The organism is Sinomicrobium halophytocola (assembly GCF_052983395.1).
Map to the genome: position 1 here is coordinate 36,671 of NZ_JBRKIT010000027.1, position 25,824 is coordinate 62,494.

Annotated in this window: 15 protein-coding genes; 9 read left to right on the top strand and 6 right to left on the bottom strand. The window is 44.0% G+C overall.

Annotation, left to right across the window (positions count from 1 at the left end; translation table 11 throughout):
* Positions 1–129 precede the first annotated feature (129 nt).
* From ACVBDY_RS10420 to ACVBDY_RS10430, 3 genes are all read left to right on the top strand, one after another.
* Entirely contained in the window at positions 130–11,418 is an 11,289-nt protein-coding gene (locus tag ACVBDY_RS10420; protein WP_447175420.1) for a T9SS type B sorting domain-containing protein, read from the top strand.
* Between the two features lie 135 nt (positions 11,419–11,553).
* Positions 11,554–12,507, top strand: a complete 954-nt coding sequence (locus tag ACVBDY_RS10425; RefSeq protein ID WP_447175421.1) for a PorP/SprF family type IX secretion system membrane protein — start codon at positions 11,554–11,556, stop codon at positions 12,505–12,507.
* Positions 12,508–12,613: 106 nt separating this feature from the next.
* Positions 12,614–13,432 carry a hypothetical protein gene (locus tag ACVBDY_RS10430; RefSeq protein WP_447175422.1) on the top strand — a complete coding sequence of 273 codons (819 nt, stop codon included), beginning with the start codon at positions 12,614–12,616 and terminating at the stop codon, positions 13,430–13,432.
* An 87-nt stretch (positions 13,433–13,519) separates the two neighbouring features.
* On the opposite strand, the gene ACVBDY_RS10435 is transcribed toward ACVBDY_RS10430, so the two are convergent.
* From ACVBDY_RS10435 to ACVBDY_RS10455, 5 genes are all read right to left on the bottom strand, one after another.
* Complete coding sequence (locus ACVBDY_RS10435) at positions 13,520–14,671, bottom strand: alpha/beta hydrolase (protein WP_447175423.1); 1,152 nt, start codon at positions 14,669–14,671, stop codon at positions 13,520–13,522.
* Between the two features lie 221 nt (positions 14,672–14,892).
* On the bottom strand, positions 14,893–15,507 hold the full coding sequence (locus ACVBDY_RS10440; RefSeq protein ID WP_447175424.1) for a hypothetical protein: 615 nt from the start codon (positions 15,505–15,507) through the stop codon (positions 14,893–14,895).
* Positions 15,508–15,523: 16 nt separating this feature from the next.
* Positions 15,524–16,075: an RNA polymerase sigma factor gene (locus ACVBDY_RS10445; protein WP_447175425.1), complete on the bottom strand. Its 552-nt coding sequence runs from the start codon at positions 16,073–16,075 to the stop codon at positions 15,524–15,526.
* A 39-nt stretch (positions 16,076–16,114) separates the two neighbouring features.
* Complete coding sequence (locus ACVBDY_RS10450) at positions 16,115–16,825, bottom strand: helix-turn-helix domain-containing protein (protein WP_447175426.1); 711 nt, start codon at positions 16,823–16,825, stop codon at positions 16,115–16,117.
* Positions 16,826–17,294: 469 nt separating this feature from the next.
* A complete protein-coding gene (locus ACVBDY_RS10455) occupies positions 17,295–17,954 on the bottom strand; it encodes a response regulator (protein WP_447175427.1) in 660 nt (219 codons plus the stop codon).
* Positions 17,955–18,363: 409 nt separating this feature from the next.
* Between ACVBDY_RS10455 and porN the strand changes: the two genes are divergently transcribed.
* Together porN and ACVBDY_RS10465 are read left to right on the top strand one after the other, a co-directional pair.
* A complete protein-coding gene (gene porN, locus ACVBDY_RS10460) occupies positions 18,364–19,266 on the top strand; it encodes a type IX secretion system ring subunit PorN/GldN (protein WP_447175428.1) in 903 nt (300 codons plus the stop codon).
* Positions 19,267–19,355: 89 nt separating this feature from the next.
* Entirely contained in the window at positions 19,356–20,411 is a 1,056-nt protein-coding gene (locus ACVBDY_RS10465) for an NAD(P)/FAD-dependent oxidoreductase (RefSeq protein ID WP_447175429.1), read from the top strand.
* A 19-nt stretch (positions 20,412–20,430) separates the two neighbouring features.
* On the opposite strand, the gene ACVBDY_RS10470 is transcribed toward ACVBDY_RS10465, so the two are convergent.
* On the bottom strand, positions 20,431–20,856 hold the full coding sequence (locus ACVBDY_RS10470; RefSeq protein ID WP_447175430.1) for a DUF983 domain-containing protein: 426 nt from the start codon (positions 20,854–20,856) through the stop codon (positions 20,431–20,433).
* Positions 20,857–21,073: 217 nt separating this feature from the next.
* Here ACVBDY_RS10470 and abc-f point away from each other — a divergent pair, with 217 nt between their 5' ends.
* The 4 genes from abc-f to ACVBDY_RS10490 all read left to right on the top strand — a co-directional run bounded on the left by abc-f (position 21,074) and on the right by ACVBDY_RS10490 (position 25,801).
* Positions 21,074–22,987: a ribosomal protection-like ABC-F family protein gene (gene abc-f / locus ACVBDY_RS10475; RefSeq protein WP_447175431.1), complete on the top strand. Its 1,914-nt coding sequence runs from the start codon at positions 21,074–21,076 to the stop codon at positions 22,985–22,987.
* A gap of 239 nt (positions 22,988–23,226) precedes the next feature.
* Complete coding sequence (gene cyoE, locus ACVBDY_RS10480; protein WP_447175432.1) at positions 23,227–24,135, top strand: heme o synthase; 909 nt, start codon at positions 23,227–23,229, stop codon at positions 24,133–24,135.
* A 59-nt stretch (positions 24,136–24,194) separates the two neighbouring features.
* The gene (locus ACVBDY_RS10485; RefSeq protein WP_447175433.1) at positions 24,195–24,776 is read left to right on the top strand and encodes a cytochrome c oxidase subunit 3; all 582 of its coding nucleotides are present in this window, start codon (positions 24,195–24,197) and stop codon (positions 24,774–24,776) included.
* Positions 24,777–24,826: 50 nt separating this feature from the next.
* Entirely contained in the window at positions 24,827–25,801 is a 975-nt protein-coding gene (locus ACVBDY_RS10490; RefSeq protein ID WP_447175434.1) for a cytochrome c oxidase subunit 3, read from the top strand.
* Positions 25,802–25,824: the final 23 nt, after the last annotated feature.

Genomic DNA, 25,824 nt, shown 5'->3' on the forward strand with positions numbered 1-25,824 from the left:
CTGTAAAAACAGTCCTGTCAGAAACAGAAAAAACCTGCTTATAATCCGGATAAATGAAAGCTAATGATTTCCGCACGTAGGTTTTCCATCAGAAAAAGAAACAGATTAAACTCAAATAATAAAAGTTATATGATGAAAAATAGTACAGCTTTCAGGTCATTAGTCCTTGTTGTGTATGTGCTGTTTGCCCCGATCATTGCAGTACATGCCCAGGTTTTTGAACCCTTTGGTGTGCGCTATGAACAAAGGGTAAGGGGAAACATGACCATGATCTCCAACAATATACTGAACAGGGATGATGGCCCGGGTGAGCGGCCTAATAATCCATACAATTATGATGGAGGAAATTGTGGTCGGAGGTGTAGTTGGGATGATGATGAGTATAATGACCGTTATGACATGCAATATATAAACATAGACGGAGATCCTTCTACGTTTAGTTCCAGTAGTGCTTCCCTGTCTATCACAGATAGTAACGGTTGTTATAAAATTATCTATGCTGCCCTGTACTGGTCGGGTACTTACCCTTATAATGGTAAAACCGATAATGGCAGAGAAGATATACGTGAGGTGAAATTAAAATTGCCGGGAGAAAGTGCTTATACGGATATCACCGGAGAAGTGGTATATGACGGGCTCGGCAATAGCGACAATGCTCCCTATGCCTGTTATGCCGATATCACCGAATATATAACGACTCTGAATAATGCCGAAGGGGAGTATACAGTTGCTAACGTCCGGGCGGCTGAAGGAACTTATGGAGGTACCGGCACCAATAATTTTACCGGGGGAAGTTCGGCAGGCTGGACGATTTTTTTGGTTTATGAGGATCTGGCACTTTCGGCTAAGTTTATCACGTCTTTTGACGGTTTTGCTGATGTCAGGGGAAATCAGAGTGTAGATGTACCTGTTTCCGGGTTCAGAACCCCTCCCACAATCCCTGTACGTGCTAACCTGATGACCCTGGCCCTGGAAGGAGACCGGGGATTGGATGGTGATCGCTTCCGGATGAGAGCCGGAAGTAATGGTAATTTTAATGCGATAGGAGATGCGTTGAATGGGAATGATAATTTCTTTAACAGCAGGATATCAATAAACAATACGGAATTTACGGATAGAGTGCCCAATAGTCGGAACACCCTGGGATATGATGCCACTATCATCAATATTACCGGTGAGCTTCCACCCGATGAAACACAGGCCACCATGCGTTTTGAAACATCGGGAGATGCATATTATCCGTTTTTCTGTGCTTTTAGTACTGAAGTCGTTGCACCAGATATACGGTTGGTAAAATATATTAGGGACGTCGAGGGAAATGATATATCCGATCAGGAGGTTGAGCTTGGCGAAACCATAATATACCGGATAGAATTTGAAAATATAGGTAATGATAATGCCCGTGATTTTACGATACGGGACCTGTTGCCTTTAAATGCAAGGGCTAACGTGAATATCGATGCCAGCACGGGGGTAGGATGGACCCATGATGTAGATGAAGGCGAAATACTTTTTACTATTCCCGATAATATGGTGGAAGCCGGCGATCCGAAGGGCTGGATAGATATACAGGTAAGTGTGGCCACGGATTGTGAGAGCTTCACAGCAGCCTGTTCTAATGTTATACGGAACCAGGCCTATGCCACTTATACAGGAGAAGAAAGTGGTGAAGTGATCACCGAAGACCCCAGTCTTGCCGGGGTGGACGATTGTTATGTCGGTGAGCAGGTGCCAGTGAATATCCTGGCCAATACGGCGACCTGTACTTTTGAAAGAAATGAAGTTCTTTGCTCCGGAGAGCTAACCCTTACTGCGGGTGGAGGTTTTGATACCTATACCTGGACAAATAGCGATGGAATCGAGGTAGGAAATACACAAAGTATTACCGTAAATTCTCCGGGAACATACACTGTTTTCAAGGAAACGGCAGACGGATCTACCTGCCCGGACCTCAATGAAGTGATCCATGTGGTACTTCACGGAGACATACAGAACAATCCGCTCCTCTCCGAAGCCGATGTGGTAGAAACCTGTACGGACGATGGAAGTAGTTTGCCTAAATTCTTTCTTTGCGGCGTTGGGGACAGAAGGCTTATAAACACGGGAATTGTGGACGTGGATGAGGTGCGTTGGGAAAAGCTGGATGAAAATGGCACTTGCGGCCCGGCCGACCGTGATGCGGTATGTGCCAACAAGAGTTCTGCCTGCACATGGAATACGATAGCCACAGGGTCTCAGTATGAAATAGGCTCCGACGGTAGCGGGCAATATCGTATGGTAATTTCCTATCAGGGAGGATGTTTTTCCCGCTTTTACTTTAATGTATACACTAACGATCTCGATCCGCAGGCCGTTCTGGAAAATATTATCTGTGGAAACCCGGGTAGTATTACTGTTGATAATGTACCTGCGGGATATGAATACAGATGGTTACGTGACGGAACAGAAATAGAGGCGTGGCAAAACGGGAATAATAGTATAGATGCCGATGTAGCCGGGATCTACGAAGTGGAGATCCGCCAGGCCGATGTAGTGGGAGGATGTGTGTTTAATCTTGACAATCTGGTAATTCAGCAACGGGACCTTACCGTTAACGTAGAAACAAAACCTGTTTCCGCCTGTGGCCCTGGAACGATAGATATTACGGTAGAAGAAGTAGGGCCCCAGTATTATTACCGGATTACCAACCAGGCAGGAAGTACGGTTTTTGCAACATACGGGCCTACAAACGATACCCGGTTTACCTATGACGAAATTAATGATCCTAATACCTATCATATAGAAGTGACTGCCGAAGACGGGAGTTGTTCTCTGGATTGGGACGACGGTTTTGTTACCATAGATAAGGTTGACGCGCTCGAGCTGACGGCTTCTGTTCAGCAACACATATTTTGTGATGATACCGGGATAATAGAAATGAATTCTGCTGGGGGCAGCACGCCGCACAGGTATGCTATACACAGGATAAACGGTACAGCGCAAAATCCTGTTTATCCTGACGATTATCAGACAGATCAGGAATTTCAAATTGATGCCGGGGGAAATTACATTTTTGTGATGATGGATGCGGACGGATGCCAGGCGTATTCCGGGACAGTGATTCTCGAAGACTACCCACCGCTGGATTATGAAGTTTCCGGAGAAAACATATCCTGTTTCGGAGAAAATGACGGAAGGATTATTGTGGATTATATTCCTGTCAACGGTTTCACTTTTACATATCTGCTGGAGGACGCCAATGGTAACGATATTACGGCAACGTACCAGGCAGGAGATAATTTTGAAAACCTGCCTCCCGGAAATTATACATTAACAGTTACGCAATCCCGCGGAAATAATACTTGTGAGGGAGAAACTCATGAAATAACCATTACACAACCAGATAGTCCGCTGACCGCAACATCCGGGGTAAGCGAAACTGTAGAATGTGATGTGAATGCCGGAGGACAAACCAGGGTAGTGAATGCCGAAGGAGGAACACCTCCCTATGAATACAGTTTTGACGGAGGAATAACCTATGGCAGTAATAATACCGGTTATCTTCCTTCGGGAGATCACAATGTTTATATAAGAGATGCCAACGGATGTACATTTACCATGACGGTAGAAGTGCCCGAACCACTCACCCCGCCAACTGCAACAGTAGATATAGGAGATTATGATTGCGAAGGTAACGCGGAGGCGACGATAAACCTGGACAATCAGAATCCGGGATACAATTATTGGTATGAGATAGACGGCATAGTAAACGCACCCGACAGTACTTCCGGTATATTCACCGGGATCCCCCCGGGTAATCATACGATCACGGTAAACTATGTAACACAAGATCCGCCCCCTCCAAGTACACTGATGGTAGAAACTTTTGGTTCGGGGTTAACCGTGTCAACACCTTATATAAGCAGTGCCTATTGTTTTGAACCCCAAACGGGGGCAGGCATCCATTGTCCGACCAATTCAAATCCGGAGATAAATGACGGGGAATATTCTGTCACCAATCATATAGAACATCCTTTCGGAACATGGCTTTCACCGACAGACCATACCGGAGATCCGGATGGGCGGATGCTGGTCATCAATGTGGGAGATGCCGTTGGTGTAGGTGGAATAGTGTACAGGAGAACGGCAAGGGATATCATCCCGAATAGGGATGTAACGGTCTCTCTGTGGGGGCTCAATCTTTTACGTGCCGGAACGGATACGAGCCTCGGGGACCCCAATGTTGTCATACAACTCGTAGATGACAGTGATAATGTTGTGGCAGAACATGTTACCGCAGATATCCCGAGGGACGATGACTGGCATAATTTTGAAATTCCTCTGAACCCGGGAAATAATATGGAACTGGATATTGTGGTCCGCACCAATTCTGCCATAATTAATGGTAATGATCTTGCCATAGATGATATTATAGTATACCAGGTGCCCCGACAATGTCCCGGTACTGTGGATATACCGGTTAATATTGAAAATGGCAGGGCTTTTGACGCCCGTGTCACTAATGTGGCCGATCTTTTCTGTAGTGATGAGAATCAAACAACCATTGCTTTTGCCGCGGAAAATTACAATACGGCTTACGGTTTTGATTATAGCCTTGACGGGGGGACAAGCTGGATAAATAGCACAACCTCTCCTGTATCGGTAACAGCACCGGTAGATCCGGTTACGCATGAAGTTACTTTAATGGTGCGTTATGCCGAAGACGAATGTGAAATGACTTTTGTGAGAAATGTGAATGTTCCGTCCCCTGTGACTGTTTCGGCTGTCCTTGGAGAAGAAGCTACATGTAGTACCGGAGCAGAGATCATTGTAGAAGGCGATGGGGGAGTACCCCCTTACCAGTTCAGTATAGACGGGGGGACAACCTGGAGCGATGAGGGAACAACTGCGGAATTTCACGATCTCGGTTCGGGGACCCATAATATAGAGGTACGCGATAGTAATCATTGTACTTCGGATACAAGTATAGATATAGAAGCCCCTACCCCCCTGGAATTTACAGCGGAATCTTCCAATTGTTATAACGGGGATAATAACGGTCAGATCATCGTTGACGTCAATAGCGGAAACGGAGAGTATCAATTCCGTATAAACGGTGGGGTGTGGCAGACTCCCAACCCACCAACAGCCGAGGGCTATTATTTTACACAACTGACTTCCGGTACTTATATTATTGAAGTAAAAGACTCCGCAGGTTGCACCGGAGACCCTCTGACCATAGTGATCCGCGAAGAACTGACAGCAGTTGTAACTCCTACGGATATCAGTTGCGAGTCAGGCACCATTGAAGTTGAGTCTTCAGGAGGCGCAGGAGATTATATTTATGCGTTTGTTCCGGCAGGATCAACCGTAACGCCTGTAGATTTTTCAGCTACGTCGACTTTTGAAGTAACCCCCGGGAATGAGGGTGATTACGATGTCCATGTCAGGGATAATGACGGAGATACGGGATATTGCGAATATCTCGAGACAGTGACCATTGACCAGGCCCCCGATCTGAATGTGGCAGTTACTCCCGAATCTCCACAATGTCATGGCGAAACCGGATCGGTTTCCGTAAATATAACTTCGGGAGAAGGGTTGTTTACAATTGAGATTGCTGATAACAACGGAGATGTTATTGATTCCGTTACAAATTTTGCAGGAACTGCAAAAGTGTTCACCAATCTGCAGGGAGGCTCGTATACTGTGACAGTCACCGATAGGTACGGATGCGAAGAAGAACATCCCCTGGATATAGAAGAACCGGCTGAACTTACGGCCGACCTCGAAGCCATACTCCCCGTGGATTGTGATGTTGTAGATCCTGCCGAATACGGAGTGTTGTTTACCAATTATCCCGCCTATCCGGGATTGACGGTAGAATTCAGTGTGGATAATGGTGTAACCTGGACGACAGACCCTGAGTTCAGGGGCTATCCGTCGGGAACACGCTTGTACCCGTCCATGCGTACCGTGGATACCAATGGTGACAGGGTATGTCGTATGGATTTCGAAAATCCCTTTGATGTGCCTTATCCCCCGGTCAGTCTTGTTGTTGATGCGGTGGCGGAAGCCGTAGGATGTGATTTTCAGGTAACAGTAGAAGGAACAGACGGCATACCACCATATAGTTTTGCCGTAGTAGAAGGTACCGGGAGTCCTGCACCCGGAGATTGGCTAAGCCCGAACACTCCTCCTGATACGCATGTGTTCACCGGGCTTTTGCCAGGAAGGACCTATTCCTTTTATGTAAGGGACGATACGGGGTGTGTGCGTGTGAATGATGTGGATATTTATGACGAATTCGATATTGTAGACACGGAAGTTGCCTATCAAAGTATACCCGCGTGTTTCGGGGAAGCTAACGGGGAAATCACGTTTACCGTAAGTGACAAGGACGGTATTTATGAAAACCAGGTCCGATGGGAGCTGATGGACAGTGACGATAACCCGGTGCAGGATAGTGGTGGAACAGTGGCCTATAATCCTCCGATGGATATACAGGTGGGCAATCTCGCTCCGGGAGAATATTATCTTGTAGTTACACAGGTAGATGCGGGAGGAACAGATGCATGTTATGGCGCCAGTCAGGATGTACTCATACAGGAAGCACGTCCTATTACCATTACAGGTACTGATGTTCAGGATATAACCTGTAATTCTCCCGGGTTTGTGCAGGTAATAGGCACCAGCGGCGGATGGGGAGGTTATACCTATACCCTTTCAGGGACTAATCTTACCGAAGATATAGTCAGTACGGAGAATCCGGTCCGGGTACCTTACGACAAGGTGGTCGATCCTGCTATACCCGTAGGGGTAAATATATCCGTAACAGACCAATATGGCTGCTCTGCGGATGTAGGATCGGAAGTACTGAATGTTTCACAGGCTCCCGAAATAACAGCAATAAATATAGACAACTGTTCTTCTCCTTTCTCCTTGGAAGTGATTGCCTCCGGAGGTTCCGGAACATATAGTTATTCCCTCAATGGCGGAGCTAATTATACCGATAACGGCGGATCATTCAATAATATCGTACCTGGAACCTATGAGATTATGGTCATGGACGATAACGGATGTACTGCCGGCCCGGAAACCGTAGAAGTATATCCGCTGTTTGAAGCTGGTGTACAGGTTACCAAATTGCTGGATTGTTCCCCCGTGTCTTCCGATGCCGAAATTACAATAATGGCCAGCGGAGGTTCCGGAAACTATGAATACGAAGTATCCGGAGATGTTACCGTACCGAGAGATACCATGAATGCCAATCCGTTTACATTTTCGGTTGCTGACGCGGGAGATTATACGGTTACCGTATATGATGTGGTGACCGGTAATGCCATATGGACCGGTTCGGAATGCGAAGTAGAAGCAACAGTGATAATTGAAGATCCCGTTGCACCTTCCTTTACGGTAAATACTGCAGATGTCAGTTGTAATGGCGCCAGTGACGGTATTATCAGGATGACCGGGGTAGATAACGGGATTCATCCGCTTACGTATACTTTGACCCCCATGCCGGCAGGAGTAACTTTAATGCCTGACGGCAACGGTTTTGAGAACCTCCCTCCCGGAAGCTATACCGTTACCGCTACCGGAACAAATTACTGTACTGCCGAAATTGAAGATATCATCATACAACAACCTAATGCTATTGCGGTACCTGTAGCTGCCATAACCGTTACGCAATTCGGTTGTACTACGGGGAATAGTCCGGATGAAGCTTCTGTAGTCATTGATCCTTCATTAATAACCGGAGGTTCCGGTACTTATGTTACTTATGAGTTTATAGAAAATACGTCCGGAACTGTTGTTCAGACCGGTTCATCTCCCGAATTGGTATGGGCAGATCCCAACGGGGGTGATTTTACCATAAATGTATATGATAATGAAGGATGCGAAGGAACTGCTTCGGCCCGGATCGACCCGTTTGACGCACTTCTGGAAGCGGAAGTAACGGCAACTGATGCAACCTGTGTAACCGGGGCAACTGCATCTGTCAGGGTAACCACAACTACGGGAAATACCAACAGAATACGATGGAGCCTGGATAATGGCGACGGAGATCCCGATACCAACAACTGGCAGCCTTATGGCACTACCATAGATGATCTGTCTCCCGGCTCATATGTGTTCCTGGTAAGGCATTTGGATACCGGATGTATGATTCCGGTAACATATACTGTTCCGGAACCTGAAAGTTTCAACATAACTGTAAATGTTCTGAATGACGTGATCTGTCCCGGTACGGAATCGGGAGCGGTAACGTTTGAAATGATAGCTACTTCATACGCCGGAATATTCGAATGGGAAATATTTAATGCGGCCGACAGTACTTCAACAGGAAGGACAGGGACACACAATGCTGTCAATGGTCCGACACCTGCAGTCAATCTCGGTGGAGGAAGTTACTATGTACAGATCCGCCAGATAGATATACCTGGTTGTACCCGTACGAGGGCCTTTGGTATAGCAGAACCGATAGGGGGAGATATAGAAGATGAAACGGAAGTCACAGTTACTCCCATTACATGCGAACAGGATACCGGAAGTATATATATCCTTGCATCCGGCGGATGGGGAGGTCATAAGTACTGTGTAGCTCCCATAACAGCACCTGCGCCTGCAGAAGATGACTTTATAGATACACGGAATTTTACCGGGCTTGCTCCGAATCTGTACCAGGTCTGGGTAAGCGATGCCCGAGGTTGTATGGTGCAACTGGATAATGTAAACCTGCAGGAACCGGACCCTATAAACGCGGCCATAGCTGCTGATCCCGGAACAGACCTGCAATGTATTGGGGATAACGATGTAGAGATATCCGCACAAAATGTTACCGGAGGTTCCGGCGATTACCAATACAGGCTTAACCGCTATGCGGCAGACGGTACAACAATAGAAAACACTACGGATACCTATAGTACACCGGCTTTCGGTGGTTTGGGAAAAGGAATTTATTCCATCACAATAGAGGATGACTGGGGTTGTACATTCACTACGGCTACAATAACCATTACGGAACCCGATCCTATAGTGCCCACACTGGAAATAGCAGATAACATAAGCTGTGAAGAAGATGCGGTTATCCGGATCTCGGCAATCGGCGGCACCGGCGGACCTTATACTTACAGTGCGGATATAAACGGACCTTACACGGGTACGGATACCTTCGATGTAGGGCCTGGTACATATTCTTTCTATGTAAAGGATGCCAATGACTGTGAACCGGTACTAAGCAATGAAGTAACGGTAAATGAAATAGAAGATATTGCCATAACCCTGGACCTTTCCGCTGCAAGTGTTAATTGTAGCGGTGACGCCACGGCCACCATAAGGGCTACGGCTACAGGCGGATTGGGAGATTATATCTATATCCTCCTTGATGAGAACCAGGACCCCATAGCCGGACGACAAAATGCTTCCGGCACATTTACGGGGCTTCTTGTAGGAACCTATTATGTCAGGGTGGAAAGTGAAGATTGCGAACAGGTATCTGCAGCCATACCTGTAACAGAACCCGACCCCCTGGTCATAGATGTGGAAACTATAGATGTTTTATGTCATGGAGACAGCAACGGAAGGATAACCCTTTCCGCAAGCGGGGGTACGGGGACAGTGAAGTATGCTATTTCACCCAATCTGAACCAGTTTCACGAAGAAGCGGAGTTTGATAATTTGACCGCAGGCATTTATACGATCGTTGCCCAGGATAGTGCCGGATGTTTTGAGCAATTTGAAGTTACGATCACCGAACCCGATGCCATTACTATTGATCTAAGCTATACGGAAGAGTTATGTAAAGAGGATGGCAACGCTACCGTTACCGCGGTCATTACCGGGGGGACAGCCCCGTATTCTACCAGTCTGGGCAACAGGAATGATTACCAGGAAGACAGGTTGGAGTTTACAGGCCTTACAGGAGGGGAAACCTATGTGGTTTTTGTAAAGGACAGTAATGATTGTGAAACCTACCAGACCATAACCGTTCCGGAAGGGGTTGACATTGTCCCGGAGGTAGAAATTATATATGGTTTTTGCCGTGATAGTTCTTTCGAAAACGAAGTTACCGTACAGATTGCAGATCCGGGAGAAGTTACCAGGGTCACCTATTCTCTTGACGGAGGTACCCCCCGTACCAGCAGGACCTTTGCAAATCTCACGCCGGGAACTCATACCATAGAAGCAATTCATACCAACGGATGTACAAAGAGCATATCTTTTGCTATCGAAGAGAAAGATCCGCTGGATCGGGTAGAGGCAACGAGTGTGGCCGATGTGGATTGTTATGGCGAAGAAACGGGCAGTATTACTGTTCAGGCTACAGGAGGAGAAGGTGCTATAACATATGCTATTCTCGGTATAGATGTTTACCAGTCTTCAGGAGTGTTTGATGATCTGGTTGCAGGGAACTATACAATTATAGCAAGGGATGAAGCAGGATGTACGGTAACCACATCGGTGGACATCGAAGAACCTTCACAACCCTTAAACGCACAGGTGGTAAACTTACAGGAAGAAGTATGTGAAGGTGACCGGGATGCTTATGTGGAAATAAGTGTGTCCGGGGGTACAGCGCCTTATGCTACCAGCCTGAACAACATGAACAATTTTGTGAATGACCGGTTCCTGTTTACAGATCTTCCCGGAGGAAGAACACATACGATCTATGTGAGGGATGCCAGGGGATGTGAATATATAGCTACCGTAGACTTCGATGATCCGGTGACCATTCAGCCGGAAGCGGAGATCGATTACGGATGTGAGGGAGCATTCTCTACAAATACAGCAACCATTAATGTCAATGAAAATGTAGCTGGGAATGTCATCTACAGATTGGATAGTGCAGCCGGACAAATAAGCAATATCTTCAGTGACCTTAGTCCGGGATTACATACAGTAGAAGTGATACATGCCAACGGTTGCTCCCGAAGTGTGTCCTTCACCGTGGATGATGTAGACCCGCTGGAATTGCGATTGGAAGTAAACAATCTGAACGAGATTACAGCCATAGCATCCGGAGGCGCCGGAGGATACCAATACTACATTGACGATATAAGTCTTAATGATAAAAATACCTTTTACATAAATCATACTGCGGTTTATACGGTGCGTGTAGTAGATGCCAATGGCTGTGTTGCAACAGCTTCCATAAGTATGGAATTCATAGATATAGAGATTCCCAATGTATTTACCCCCAACGGAGACGGACATGAAGACACCTGGAATATACGCAATTCCGAAGGATATCCGGACATGATAGTGATTATCTATGACCGTTACGGAAGGGAACTGGCCAAATTACCCCAGGGAATGGGCTGGGACGGAATTTATAAGGGAAGATTGTTGCCTACCGGAGATTACTGGTATACACTGAAACTCAACGGAGAAAATGATACCCGGGAGTTTGTAGGACATTTTACCCTTTACAGGTAAAACGGATATAGGAAAAAGTTGCCCGCTTACCGGAGATGACACCTCCTTTTCGCGCAGTTTTGGGAAGTCGGTTCCGGAAGCGGAGCAGCTTAAAAAGAAACGGAAAAGCGGCTTCGGGCCTAAAAATATGAGCAAATGAGAAAAAAACTATGTATACTGGCTGTTCTTTTTGTTGTGAAAATCTATGCCCAGGAACTTACCCTGCCCGTATATACGCAATATCTTGCAGACAGTGAATTTGTTATTTCCCCGACCTATGCAGGTATTGGCGAATACATAAGGATACGGGCCAATGGGGTCACCCAGTGGGTAGGCATCAAAGATTCACCGAATACACAATCCATTGCAGGCGATGTACGCCTGGGAATGCGGTCCGGCGTAGGGATTACCTTTTTTAACGATAAGAATGGTTATACCGGGCAATACGGGGGAAGACTGTCTTATGCCCATCACCTCACCATAGACGCCTATGAGAATAATTTTCTGTCTTTCGGAATTTCCTATAACTTCAACCAGTTCAAAATAGATGTTTCCGAGTTTCCCGCCGGGGACCCGGGAATAACGGATAACCGCCTGGTGAACAACCATAATTTCGACGTGGGGGTATTGTATCGCTACAGGAGGTTTTATATCAGCCTTAATGCAGCCAATCTCCTGAATAAACGCACGGACGATTTTACGGTGACGGAACCCAATATACTACGGAATTATTATGTCTATGCCGGGTACAGGTTCCGGAAACACAAAAGGAGTGAATTTGAGATCGAACCCTCCGTGTATTTCCAGATATTCGAAAGTGACGGACGTTCGAGTACCGACTTTAACATTAAATTCAGAAAGTACGATTTCGAAGATTATTACTGGGCCGGAATATCCTATCGTTTTCTCAATGACCAGATACTGGACCCGCTCAATATAGGACCTATGGCCGGTATCAAGATCAGTAATTTTTACGCCGCGTATTCCTATCAGGTGTCCCTCAATTCCATTTTCGGGTATAATAGCGGAACACATATGCTTACCCTGGGACTGGATATCTTCCAGGGAATAGGTGAATGTAAGTGTACGCTCAATACGGGAGGGTGGTAATGTTCTGAAAAATTATCCTGTAATCATCCGGGTTTGTTTTAATCGGTCAAACCTTACACTGTTTACAATACATTTTAAGCTCTAAACCCTAAAACTTATAATTTCCATGAAAAATATACTGTGTTTTGTTTTTATGATGTTTTCTGTCTTCGCTTTCGCGGACTGTTCCTCCCTGTATTCTGCGGTAACCTATGCCTTTTCACATAGCGGAAAATCGCTCAAGGCGAACAATTTCGATCATCAGCGGTATTATGCGAAAAGGTCTATGGAAGCGATCGAAAAAGCAGAAGAACAGCTGGGGAGTTGCGGGTGCACCAAAGCAGGCAACATCATCTATGATATCAAGGAAAACCTGGAAAAGGCTATGGACCCGGAAGACTGGGATATGGGAAGGTTCTATGTAAAAAAAGCCCGCACTTTTATCGACGAACTGATCACCACTCTGGATTTATGTACGGCCGATACGGACCCTGTTCCTGCCACAGTGCCGGATACGGCAAAAGAAGACGATTATAAAGATAAGAAAGTAAGGGGAGAGGACACAGCAACTCTGGCGGAAAAGCAAATGGCTTTAAAAAAAGAACAGGAAGCCCTTATTACCAGGCAAAAAGAACTGGAAAGACAGCTTAAAGAGCAGCGTTTACTCGAACAGCGACTGAAGGAAGAGAGAGAACTGGAGCTGGATACACAGAAAGAACTTATGGTAAAAGCGGAAATAGAGTTGTATAAAATGGAAAGTGCCGCAGTAGAACTCATCCGGACTTTTTCCTGTGAAAAGGAATTTTCTGCAGCCGGCGCATACAAAAGAAATGAAGAAGTACTGGAAAATGAAAGCCTGAAGGAAACAAGGGATTTTTATAAAGAAAAGTTCAGGGAAATAGCGGGAAAAATGTTGAAGGAACTCAATGCATGTACCAATAAATGATAACGTTCTTTAGAGGAGAATAACCAATAGGAGAGAACACTGAAGACCGCCTTGGAGAAAATCCGCGGCGGTTTTGTTTTTGGCATTCTACCAGCCCATATCTTTCTTTATATTGAATATTCTTTCCTGGACCATATCTTTGGTCAGAAAATCAATTTCCTTCATCAGGAAGGCTTTTTCGTAGGTCCTGAGGGCTTTCTTGGGATTACCGCTCTTTTCATAAAAATCGGCTTCGAAAAAATAACCCAGCATGGAATCTGAAAATTCTTTTTTTCCAAGCTTTCCGAGACTTTCGAGGGAGGCTAGGTCTTCTTTGGCAATACTGGCCGCGTAGATGGCCATAATGTCATTCAACCGGATCTTTTTTTGTATATGATAGGTTTCCCGGATACCATTGTACTTGTTCTCTAGGTATTCATACATGGGCCCTTTATCATAGGTAAGCACTTGCTGCTTGTATTGTTCGGGATCAATGGGACGGTAGAGATCAAAAATACGGTAGAGCGAGCGGGGAATGGCATAAGCGGCAACGGTATAACTATCCGAATCTTTAACAGTGTAGAAATGATATCGAAGCTTTTCATTTTCTACTGTTTCCAGTAGATGATGAAGTTCTGTGATACGTGAAGCAGTTTCTTCGTCGCGGTTTTTATCTGCAGCGATAAGATGATAGAATTTTTGTGAGGTAAGGGTAGATAACCTGCTGGAGAGGTAATTCTCCACATTGGGGGCAAAAGCAGGCTCTATATTGATATATGCGTCAAACAGGGGGTCGTCTTTAAACAAGTAATAATTTGTAAAATTGGCCGTAAGCCCATGACCTATAATGATGCTGAAATCGGCCAGATTGTATTTTTCTGCAAGGGAAGGGATAAGTTCCATACCTATAAATTCAAAGAAATCATTGCCCTTGTCTTTAGGGAATCCCGTATCGTCATTGTAATTACAGTCGCTGTTGCGATGCCCTTCCTGGCGTATGCCTACAATAATGCTTTCCGGCATTTCATCATTATAACGAAAAAAACGGGAAGCGGCCATAACAACATCAAAGAGGTAATCGGCGTCGAGTACTACAATAAGGGGGTATTTTTTCTTAGTATCATAGTTTTCGGGGATGTGAAATATCACATCTCTCGTCTCTCTTAGTTTTTTTGACGGATAAGACGTTTCCTTATATTGTGCTGACAAACTATAAGCGGCGAGGAGCAGGCCTGCACAGGTTAATATCAAACTTTTCATTCGGGTAAAAATTAAAATTAGGTGGTTTGTGTTTTATTGTTTGCCTACGGGGAGCTTGTTGATACATGGTTTTAGGAAGCTATAACCCGGAACCGGGATATCTTCTTCGCACTCTCTTCACCCCTTTAATACATAAAACAAGCACTACAAAAAGAGTAAATGCTTGTTTTATATTGTTACGGAAATCCCGGCCAGGGGTGAAAATAATCCCTTTGTGTTAATCAGTCTTCTATAATCCTATCGCGTTTCCCGTCTTTGTAAAGCGCGACGAAGACATCGTTGAATCCCATGTTAATAAGTTCCTTTTTCAGGATGCGAGCCTCATCGGGAGTGTCAAATATACCGATACAGAAAGCATAGAAAAGGTTTGGGTTTTGAGTGTAAATGAAATTGGTATTGGACTGAAGCGGGATCTGATCTGTCTCAAAAGCCTTTATCTGTACGGTATAGATAGAGTCTTTTGAAACAGGAAGCGGTGCGGTGTTCGCGTTGTCCAGATCCTTCCTTAGATTGCTGTTTTCACTTTCCAAACCGGATATTCTTTCCTTTAATACAGAAGTGCTGTCAATGCTCTGGAGCAATAGCGAATTCTTTTCATAGCAAGAAGCATAAGACGCTTCCATGACCGTGAGTTCCGAATTGAAATAATATGCAAAGCCGATTACGGCAAGGCAGAGTAAGGAAGTAATAACCCAGGCTGTGTTTCGCATTTTTATACTTTTGTCATAACTCTGGTTTTTTTCGCTGATCTGGTCCATCAGTTTTTTGTTACTTTCCTGTTCTCTTTCAATTTTACTGTGTAGTGCTACTAGGTCTTCTTCTTCTATATAAGGCATATTCAGTATGGTTTGGTTATATGGAAATATTATTTCTTTTGGCAATCTTTCGGAGATTTGTCAGGGCATAGCGCATTCTTCCCAGGGAAGTGTTGATGTTTACACCCATCTCTTCTGATATTTCCTTAAAGGTCATATCTCTGTATATACGCATGATAATGACATCTTGCTGATCCGGCGGAAGTTCCTGGATAAGCTTTTTTACCCTGGTCTCGGTTTGTTGTTTGATGAGATATTTTTCCGCATCAAGCGATCCGTCCTCTATGCCGGACAGAAAACTGAAGTCCTCGAAATTCCTGAAAATACGCTTTCTCTGGTTTTGCCTGAAATGATCTATAATGAGGTTATGCGCAATACGCATTACCCAGGACAAGAATTTCCCTTCCTCACTGTAATCTCCTTTTTTTAAAGTTTTGACAACTTTTATAAAGGTATCCTGGAAAATATCTTCGGTAATGTTCTTATCCAGGACTTTGGAGAAAATAAAATTGTATATTTTCTGAGAATGCCGGGTTATAAATGTTTCAATGATCTTATCGTTTTCAGATAGTACACTTTTTACTTCCATGCTGGGGCAATTTTCTGTCATTGGGGATCACAATAATTATTAATGGTCTCTTTTTACGATGTCAAGGGACAAGGTGCTGGTTACGCGCCATGCCTCGGTAATCTCTTCTACGGGCATAACAATATTGTTGGAAAAATTTTCATTGTCATTCAGGAGGTTCAGTATATATGGGTTATTAGCGTCTTTCATTACCCGGTTAATGTGAATCCCGCGAAGTTTGCTCACCAGTATGCATACACTATTATCCTCTATCTGGTTGCGGTCTTCGATTTTTTCTCCGATAACAAAAGCGCCTTCCCGTAGTGTGGGAGACATGGATATGCCGGCCATTTGAAAAGCCCTGGTATTAGCGTTCGTAAAAGAGAAAGGAAGGTTGCATTTGGGCATTTTGTCCAGGAATTCCTCTTTTTGATAATTAGATACATACTGGTAATGCGCCTCAATCGGAATGGTCAGAATGCTGTTGGATGATCTGTTTCTGGTGTATTCGTTAGAAAATAGGGTATTGAGATCTATGTCCAGCATGTTGCATATGGAAATGATCAGTTCGTAGTCCAGGCTGTTTCTCCTCTTCCATGTAGATATGGTATTGGGCTTTACATCCAGTACCCGGGACAGCTCGATGTTGGTCTGTATTCCAAGGTGGTTCTTTAATTTTTTCAGTAGAAGTGTTACATCTACATTGTAATCTCTCTTCAGGGTGATTGCGGGATTACACTCATTGGTTGTTTCGATAGTATTAAATTTCATAATAAAGAATTTTTCAGTATGTTATAGGTGTTATGGTTTTACTCTTGCAAGTTCTGAAACCACACCGTTGGCAAAGTGAGAGTTACCCTGCTGGCGACATCCGGAATGCCATTACCAGGTCCGACAACTATAAACGGGCAGCGCACGAATTCAATGGAGTGGTTTTTTATGGTCCAGAACTTTTTATTGGGGGAGGCATATAAGCTGTAATCCCTTATGCTCAAAAATATAATGTAGGGGTGGTTTTCCGGCCCGGAAGCGTATAGTATTTGTTCGTTCCGAATGTAGAACTTGTTCTAATGAAGGATAGGAAATACCGTGCGGCGAGATTATTTTTTTGAAGGGCAAAATGCGCCGATCCATAAAAATATGGCGCATAAAGAGCAAAGGATGCTTCAAAATGCGCCATAGGTATTATGGCAATAACAATATGCCGGAACCAGGTTTCGGGATTTACCCGGTGTTTTTGTCAGATGGCAAAAACAGGGGCATCATAGTGGTTGAAGATCTCGATAAGTTCCGTGACATTGCTGATGTTCAATTTTTTGAATATCCGCATTTTGTGTGTGCTTACGGTAGATTTTTTCAGGTCCAGTATGTTTACGATCTCAAGGTTACCATTTCCCTTAGCAATAAGTCTGGCAATTTCCAGTTCACGGTTAGAGAGGCTGTTTAACGGATTCTTCAATGGTTTTCCGTGTTGCAGGGAGGACTCCTGCAAAAAGTGCTTGGTTACCGACCGGCTTACATATGTGTCGCCATTAATTACCTCCGTTATTGCTTCTTCGATCTCTTCTTTGGAACTGTGTTTGTGCAGATATCCGTTAGCACCGGCATGAATAAACCTCATGGCGTACCTTTTTTCGCTAAGGGCGGAAAACATCAGGATTTTTACGTCCGGGGATATCGAACGAATGACACTTATCATTTCCGTTCCTATACCATTGGGTATATCAATGTCCAGGATAATCAACTCAAAATATTCCTTTTTCAGAATATCAATGGTCTGCGAGAAATCTTCAATAGAGGTAATTTTTGCGCCAGGAAGGAAATCTTCAATTATCCGGGCGATAGCAAACTGTATGACAATGTGGTCGTCAACTAGTAGAATGGGGTATTTTTCACTCATGGATACATCGTTTTGGTTTAACATTATGGGGTTATCTGTCTATACGTTACGAAAGGCGATCCACTATTTTCAATGCCAATATAGTAATTTTTTAATTATAGCATACTGTCAGGTAAAGAATTAGAAAAATATGTAGAATATAGCTTTTAAATCTCTTTTTGAGATTATTTTTGCATGTCGTATGTTTCGAAGTGAAAATATTTTCCGGATTAAAGAACATTGTGCACAATAATATTTATTTTGCGGAGTTAATGTTCGTAAATAGTGTATAGTTCTACATTCTGTAAAAGGAGTAATTGTGATTTTTTTACGGTGTAAAATACTGTTTACTAAGTGTTTGGTGTCTTGATGTTAAAATTTCGAATAATCTGGTTACAGATACGGTAATAAACTAAAAAAAGATAAGCTTATGTTTTGGAAGGGTGTTTTATCTACTGTTGTGATGGTGCTGATTGCCTGGAATACAAGTGGACAGGCCAACGTACTCAACGCTAAAAGGCCCGAGGATATAGGGAAAAAAACCGAAGCGCAAGAAAACGCAGGGCCGGATGTACCATTGGAATACGGTTATGTGGAAGACCGGGATATTCTGTGGTCTAAGGTGGTTTGGGAGGTGATAGACCTTAATGAAAGGGTTAATTTTCCGCTTTATTATCCTATTAACGGTGTTGGAGGAAATGCTGGCAGAGAGTCGCTTTATGATGTCTTGGTAACCAATATCAAGAATGGAAATATAAAAGATATATATTCGGATTCATATTTTTCAGAAAACAGAAATTTCGGTGAGCTGGAAACGACCTTGTCCAAAGTTGACACCACTGATCTTGGATACGAACAGATTAATGCCGGAGAGCAGGTCTCGGAAATGTATATTGACAGACGCGACCTTTCCTCTGCCGATATTGTAGAGTACCATATTAAAGGTATGTGGTATTTTGACAAGCGTCAGGGAGAACTGAAATATCGTTTGTTGGGTATAGCTCCGGTAGCTCCGGATGTCAATTTTATGGATGAAGGAATAGACGATGGTTCTAATCTTGTGGAACTGTTTTGGGTATGGTATCCGGGAGCAAGACAGGTGCTGCACGATGCAAAAGTGTTTAATGTAACTAATTCGGGAGTTCCCATATCTTTTGATCACTTGCTTAATGCCCGAAGATTTAACGGAGTAGTATATAAAGAAGAAAACGTATATGGAGATCGGGAGATCCGGGACTATATCCCGGATAATGCGATGTTCCAGCTCATGGAAGCCCAGCGGATCGAAGAAGAGATAAGGAATTTTGAACAGGATGTCTGGAAAAATGAGTAAACTTAACCCTCATTCATAATTCGGATATAAAAAATCCGAAAATCCCTGTAAAACGCCTGCATAGTCCGGGCGTTTTCTATTTTTGTGCTATGATAACAGATTACATTATAGTAGGACTTGGCCTGGCCGGGATATCCTTTTGTGAACAACTCCGGGAGAAAGGTAGGGACTTCGTGGTTTTTGACGGGGGCTCTCAACAGTCTTCCACGGTTGCCGGAGGTGTTTATAACCCTGTGGTGTTGAAGCGTTTTACAGCAGCGTGGAGATCAGAAGAGCAGCTCGGCATAGCTGTGCCCCTCTATCGTAAGCTGGAAGAAAGACTCTCCCGGAAATTGGTCTACCCGATGCCGGTATACCGTAAATTTGCCTCCGTTGAAGAGCAGAACCTGTGGTTTGAGGCTGCCGATAAACCGGCATTATCTCCTTTTCTCTCGCCACGGATAATACATAACGATAATCCTTGTGTACACGCGCCTCATGGTTTCGGCGAAGTATGGCATACGGGAAGAATAGGAGTAAGGGAACTCCAGGAAGAATATACTGCCGACCTGTTGATGCAGCACAAGTTGCGGAAGGAAGATCTGGACTACGCAGCGCTGGAATTTATCAAAGATGGTGTCCGGTATAAAGAGATCGTGGCAAAGCATATCGTATTTGCAGAAGGTTTCGGCATGATGTCGAATCCTTTTTTTAACTATTTGCCGTTGCGTGGGGCAAAAGGGGAGTTGCTGACCATAAAAGCACCCCGGCTGCGTATGAATACCATACTGAAATCATCTGTTTTTCTCATTCCCTTGGGAGATGATCTCTATAAAGTAGGAGCAACCTATAATTGGCAGGATAAAACGAATACCATAACTTCCAGGGCAAAGGAAGAATTGTCAGGCAAACTCAAACCTATTCTGGACTGTGAATACGAAGTTATAGGACAGGAAGCAGGGATACGGCCTACAGTTACGGATCGGAGGCCCATGGCAGGCAGGCATCCTCGTTATAAAAATATGTATATACTGAATGGTCTGGGTACTCGTGGTACACTAACCGGTCCTTATGTTGCCGGGCAGTTATATCGATTCATAGAAGAAAAGATTTCATTGAACGAAGAGATCGATATTGAGCGGTTCCGGGCAAAATATCCCTGGTAATGAATCATACAATAGCGTATTATAGATTATTCCTTGTGTTTTGAGAAGCCTTTAGGTCTTTCTGTTGTTTGCCGGCGGCAGGATCGTATTTGATGAAGAAATTAATCCAGATGTTTCTGGATAATCGCATGATCACGGGCATAAATACAATGAGTGTCCCCATGATGGCAAAGAAAGCAGTCTTTAGTCCCGTGCCAATAAATAAAAAGGAGATGACAAAAGCCGCAACGGCAAAAGCTGTTCCTACGGCATAACTCACATACATAGCGCCGTAAAAAAAGGAAGGCTCTATCTTGTAACGGATGCCGCAATGCGAACACTTTTCGTTCATTTTTAGTGTTTTGTACGGGTTGTACAGGTTTTTATCGGTGTACATGCTCTCCTGTTGGCATTTGGGACAGCTTCCCGTTAAAATACTGTACTGGCGGGTTCCTTTTTTAAACATTAGGAAATTGAATTTATAGAAATTGCATCAAAATTACTAAATAATAGGTTAATATTGGAAGCTGTCTGATGCCTGAACTTCGCGAGCCCGAAAAAAATACGTTTATTTGCACCGGTTTTTGGAAAATACGGAGTAAAATACCGGGTTTCCGCAATGGGTAAACCCGTAGTATTCCAGAATCGAAAAACAAAAAAACAGGAACCGGAAATAACAGATCATGCTTAATATTCACAATTTATCAATTTCCTTTGGAGGAGAGTTTCTTTTTGAAGAAGTGTCTTTTCGCCTGAACCCCGGAGACAGGGTAGGGCTTATAGGAAAGAATGGCGCGGGAAAGTCTACAATGTTAAAGTTGCTGTCGGCGGAAATGAAGCCGGATACGGGGGTTATAGCTTTCGATAAAGATGTATGTGTCGGTTTTCTGAAACAGGATATCGATTTTGTACAAGGGCGAACCGTGTTGGAAGAAGCCTATCAGGCCTTTGAAGAGATCAAGGCCCTGGAAATGCAACTGGACGATATAAACCGTAAACTGGCGGAAAGGACGGATTATGAGAGTGAGGCCTATCATCAACTCATGGTGGACCTTAGCGATATTACGCACCGCTACGAGATCCTGGGCGGATACAATTACCAGGGGGAAACAGAAAAAGTGTTGCAGGGACTTGGCTTTAAGAGAGAAGATTTCGACAAGCTTACCGACACTTTTTCCGGCGGATGGCGAATGCGTATAGAGCTGGCCAAGTTGTTGCTTCAGAACAACGATGTGCTTCTGCTCGATGAGCCTACGAACCACCTCGATATAGAGTCTATAATCTGGCTTGAACAGTTTTTACAACGCTATCCGGGCGCTGTGGTTATTGTATCACACGATAAAATGTTCCTGGACAACGTTACCAACAGAACCATAGAGATCTCTCTCGGTAAAATATACGATTATAGTAAACCCTATTCCGAATACCTGGTACTTCGGGATGAAATTAGAGGGCAGCAACTCAATGCCAAGAAAAACCAGGATAAGCAAATACAGCAGGCAGAACGGCTGATCGAAAAGTTCCGGGCCAAGGCTACAAAGGCATCAATGGCGCAATCTCTTATGAAAAAGCTCGATAAGATTGAGCGTGTAGAGGTGGATGAGGAAGATAACAGTGTTATGCATGTTAAATTTCCCGTTTCCATGCAGCCCGGAAAGGTAGTCATAGAAGCGGAGAAGGTTGGTAAAAATTATGGAGAAAAAGAAGTGCTCAAGAGTATTGATCTTCTTGTGGAGCGCGGGAGTAAAATAGCTTTTGTGGGGCAGAATGGCCAGGGGAAAACTACTTTGGCAAAGATAATCGTGAAGGAATTAACACATAAGGGTAATGTGAAACTGGGGCATAACGTGCAGCTCGGATATTTTGCCCAGAACCAGGCGGAGTACCTGGACGGGGAAAAAACAGTGCTCAGGCTTATGGAAGATTCCGCAAACGATACCAACCGCAGTAAGGTGAGGGATATGCTGGGGGGCTTTTTGTTCCGGGGAGATGATGTGGATAAAAAGATAAAAGTGCTTTCCGGGGGAGAACGAAACCGTCTGGCGCTTTGTAAAATGTTGCTGGACCCCTTTAATGTATTGGTCATGGACGAACCTACAAACCACCTTGATATAAAGTCCAAAAACGTACTTAAACAGGCTTTGCAGAATTTTGAGGGGACCCTTTTACTGGTGTCGCACGACAGGGATTTTCTCCAGGGACTTACAGATAAGGTATTTGAGTTTAAGGAAGGAAAGATAAAAGAATACCTGGGAGATATCAACTTTTTCCTGGAGCAGCGGAATGTTGCCGATTTTCGGGCTGTAGAAAAGGCTACTGTTGAAAGACAGGAAAAAAAAGAAGGTAAACAAAAAGATACCGGGCTCTCCTATGAAGAACAGAAGAGGTTGAAATCTTTGAAGAACCGGCTGGGGAAAGTAGAATCGCGAATCACCCGGCTGGAGAAGGAGATAAAAGAAACTAATGCAAAGCTTACGGCGGATTACGATGCCATGGTTAGTGACAAAGCGTTTTTTAAACAATACGAAGACAAGAAACGTGAGTTGAAAGAGCTTACGGCGGAATGGGAAGAGCTGATGGTTACTCTGAACGAATAGCATCAATACCGAAATATTGCTTTTATACGGGATAAGGTTTTAGACAATTTCCAGGGAGAAACTTTAACTTTTGCGGGGTGCAGGTTGTTTAAAATACCTGTATTCAAAATTCCGAATTTATAATATAAACGGTATCTTTGCACCCGATTATTTAGATGGGAGATAGTAGAATAAACCTTGTTGGAAGTATTCATACCGTATCTCAAGTCTCGCATCTTAAATCTCATATCTGAAAACCGATGAAGACGGCTTTACGAACTACTACAAAGACAGGAGCGTTTGCACAGGCTTTGGAAGATTTTAAGCAGATTACCAAAGTAGGCCTGGCCGTTAGTGTGGTATTCTCTTCTGTTGCCGGTTATTTTCTCGGCGCCGAAACCATAGATTACAGGGTGTTATTATTGCTCATGATTGGCGGGTATTTTATGGTAGGTGCGTCCAATGCCTATAACCAGATCATAGAGCGCGATCTGGATGCCTTGATGAAGCGCACCATGAACAGACCGATTCCGGCAGGAAGGATGTCCGTTAATACGGCGTTTATAATAGCTACGGTCTGTGCCGTGCTGGGGATAGTTATATTGTATATGGTAAACCCTAAGACAGCTATGTTCGGGGCCATATCCATTTTTTTATATACCAGTGTGTATACCCCTTTAAAGACTAAAACACCTTTATCCGTGTTTGTGGGGGCGTTTCCAGGGGCTATTCCGTTTATGCTGGGATGGGTAGCAGCTACAGATACCTTTGGTATAGAACCGGGAACCCTGTTTATGATACAGTTTTTTTGGCAGTTTCCCCATTTCTGGGCTATAGGCTGGCTTTTATATGATGATTACAAGAAAGCCGGGTACTATATGTTGCCTACAGGTAAAAAAGATAGTGCTACGGCATTGCAGGTAATTATGTATACTATATGGATGATTATAGTTTCGGTTTTTCCGGTGACAGGGTTGACAGGCAGGCTACACTTGTCTGTTGCAGGAGCGGTAATTGTTGGTCTGTTGGGTATGGGGATGCTGTATTTTGCTATCCGCCTATATCATGAGAAAGACAATGTGGCCGCAAGAAAACTTATGCTGGCAAGTGTTGCATATATCACTTTTGTACAGATAGTGTATGTAGCAGATAAATTTATTGGCGGATAATAGGATAAAATTGAAGGAAAACGGGAATATCCCGATGAGATAATTGCGAAGCGATACGTATGGATTTGACACAGGGAACTTTTGAGGAAAAGAATATCAGGGCTAAGAAAATGATGCTCTGGTTCGGTATGGTGAGCATAGTGATGACCTTCGCGGGCCTTACCAGTGCCTACGTGGTGAGCAAGTCCAGGCCGGACTGGTTGCAGGATTTTGAGTTGCCATCTGCATTTTATGTCAGTACGATATTTATTGTAGCCAGCAGTATTACGTTTTACCTGGCAAAAAAGGCGATTATAGGATCGCGCCGGGGCGCGGGGACAGTTTTGTTGCTTATGACCCTGGTTTTGGGAATAGCATTTATAGTATCCCAGTTTTCGGGTTTTTCACAGATAATAGAAGAAGGGTATTACTTTACAGGGAGCGAGAGTAGTATAACCACCTCGTTTCTTTATGCCATCACCATAGCACATATAGCTCACGTTGTGGCTGGTATCATAGTGCTTTTGGTTGTAATTTATAATCATTTTAAAGAAAAGTACGGGCCGGGTCAAACCCTTGGTTTAGAATTGGGTGTGACCTTTTGGCATTTCCTGGATTTTCTGTGGGTGTACCTCATTTTATTTTTCTATTTCTTTAGATAAGAAAAAAACGTAAATTTGGGCAGTTTTTAAAAAGATATATGTATTAGTGTATGGAAGCTACTGTTACAACAGCTACAGAAGGCAAGGTCTGGGGAGGAGGCAATGAGCCGCTTAACGCCAGTTATGGCAAGATGATGATGTGGTTCTTTATCGTATCCGATGCCTTGACATTCTCCGGATTTCTGGCCGCATATGGTTTTTCGAGGTTTAAGTTTATAGAATCCTGGCCTATTGCGGATGAGGTGTTTACGCACTTTCCATTCCTTCACGGTGTAGACGCTCCAATGTACTATGTGGCGTTGATGACCTTTATCCTTATTTTTTCTTCCGTAACCATGGTGCTTGCGGTGGATGCCGGACATCAACTGAAAAAGACTAAGGTGACCTGGTATATGTTGCTTACCATTGTGGGAGGTATTATCTTCCTGGGGTCACAGGCCTGGGAGTGGAAAAACTTTATCGCCGGCGAATATGGTGCTTTGGAAACCAGGGGAGGAAGGATATTGCAGTTTGTGGATGCCAATACCGGTGAGCGCGTAGCGCTTCACGATTTTGCTGTCCCTACGGGAGAGGCCAAACAAGGAATGAATGGCAGCGGGCTTTCAGTCGGAGTGGAAGATAGCGAAGCTGTATATACCGTAAAAGATATTATAGACGGGTTTAATGCCCATAATGATATTGTTATAAGAACAGAGGTGCTGAATGAAGAAGGGCATAAAACCGTACTGAGCAGAACAGAATCGGTGGACAAGATAAAGAATGCTGTCCTGGTTGTAGAAGGAGCTAACCTGGAAAGAAATGAATACGGAAACAGGTTGTTTGCGGATTTTTTCTTTTTCATTACCGGATTCCACGGATTCCACGTGTTCTCAGGAGTGCTTATTAACGTTATCATATTCTTTAACGTTATACTCGGTACTTATGAGAAGAGAAAGAGTTATGAGATGGTAGAGAAAGTAGGGTTGTACTGGCACTTTGTAGACCTTGTCTGGGTGTTTGTATTCACATTCTTCTATCTGGTATAAAAATAAAAGATAACAAGCGGAAG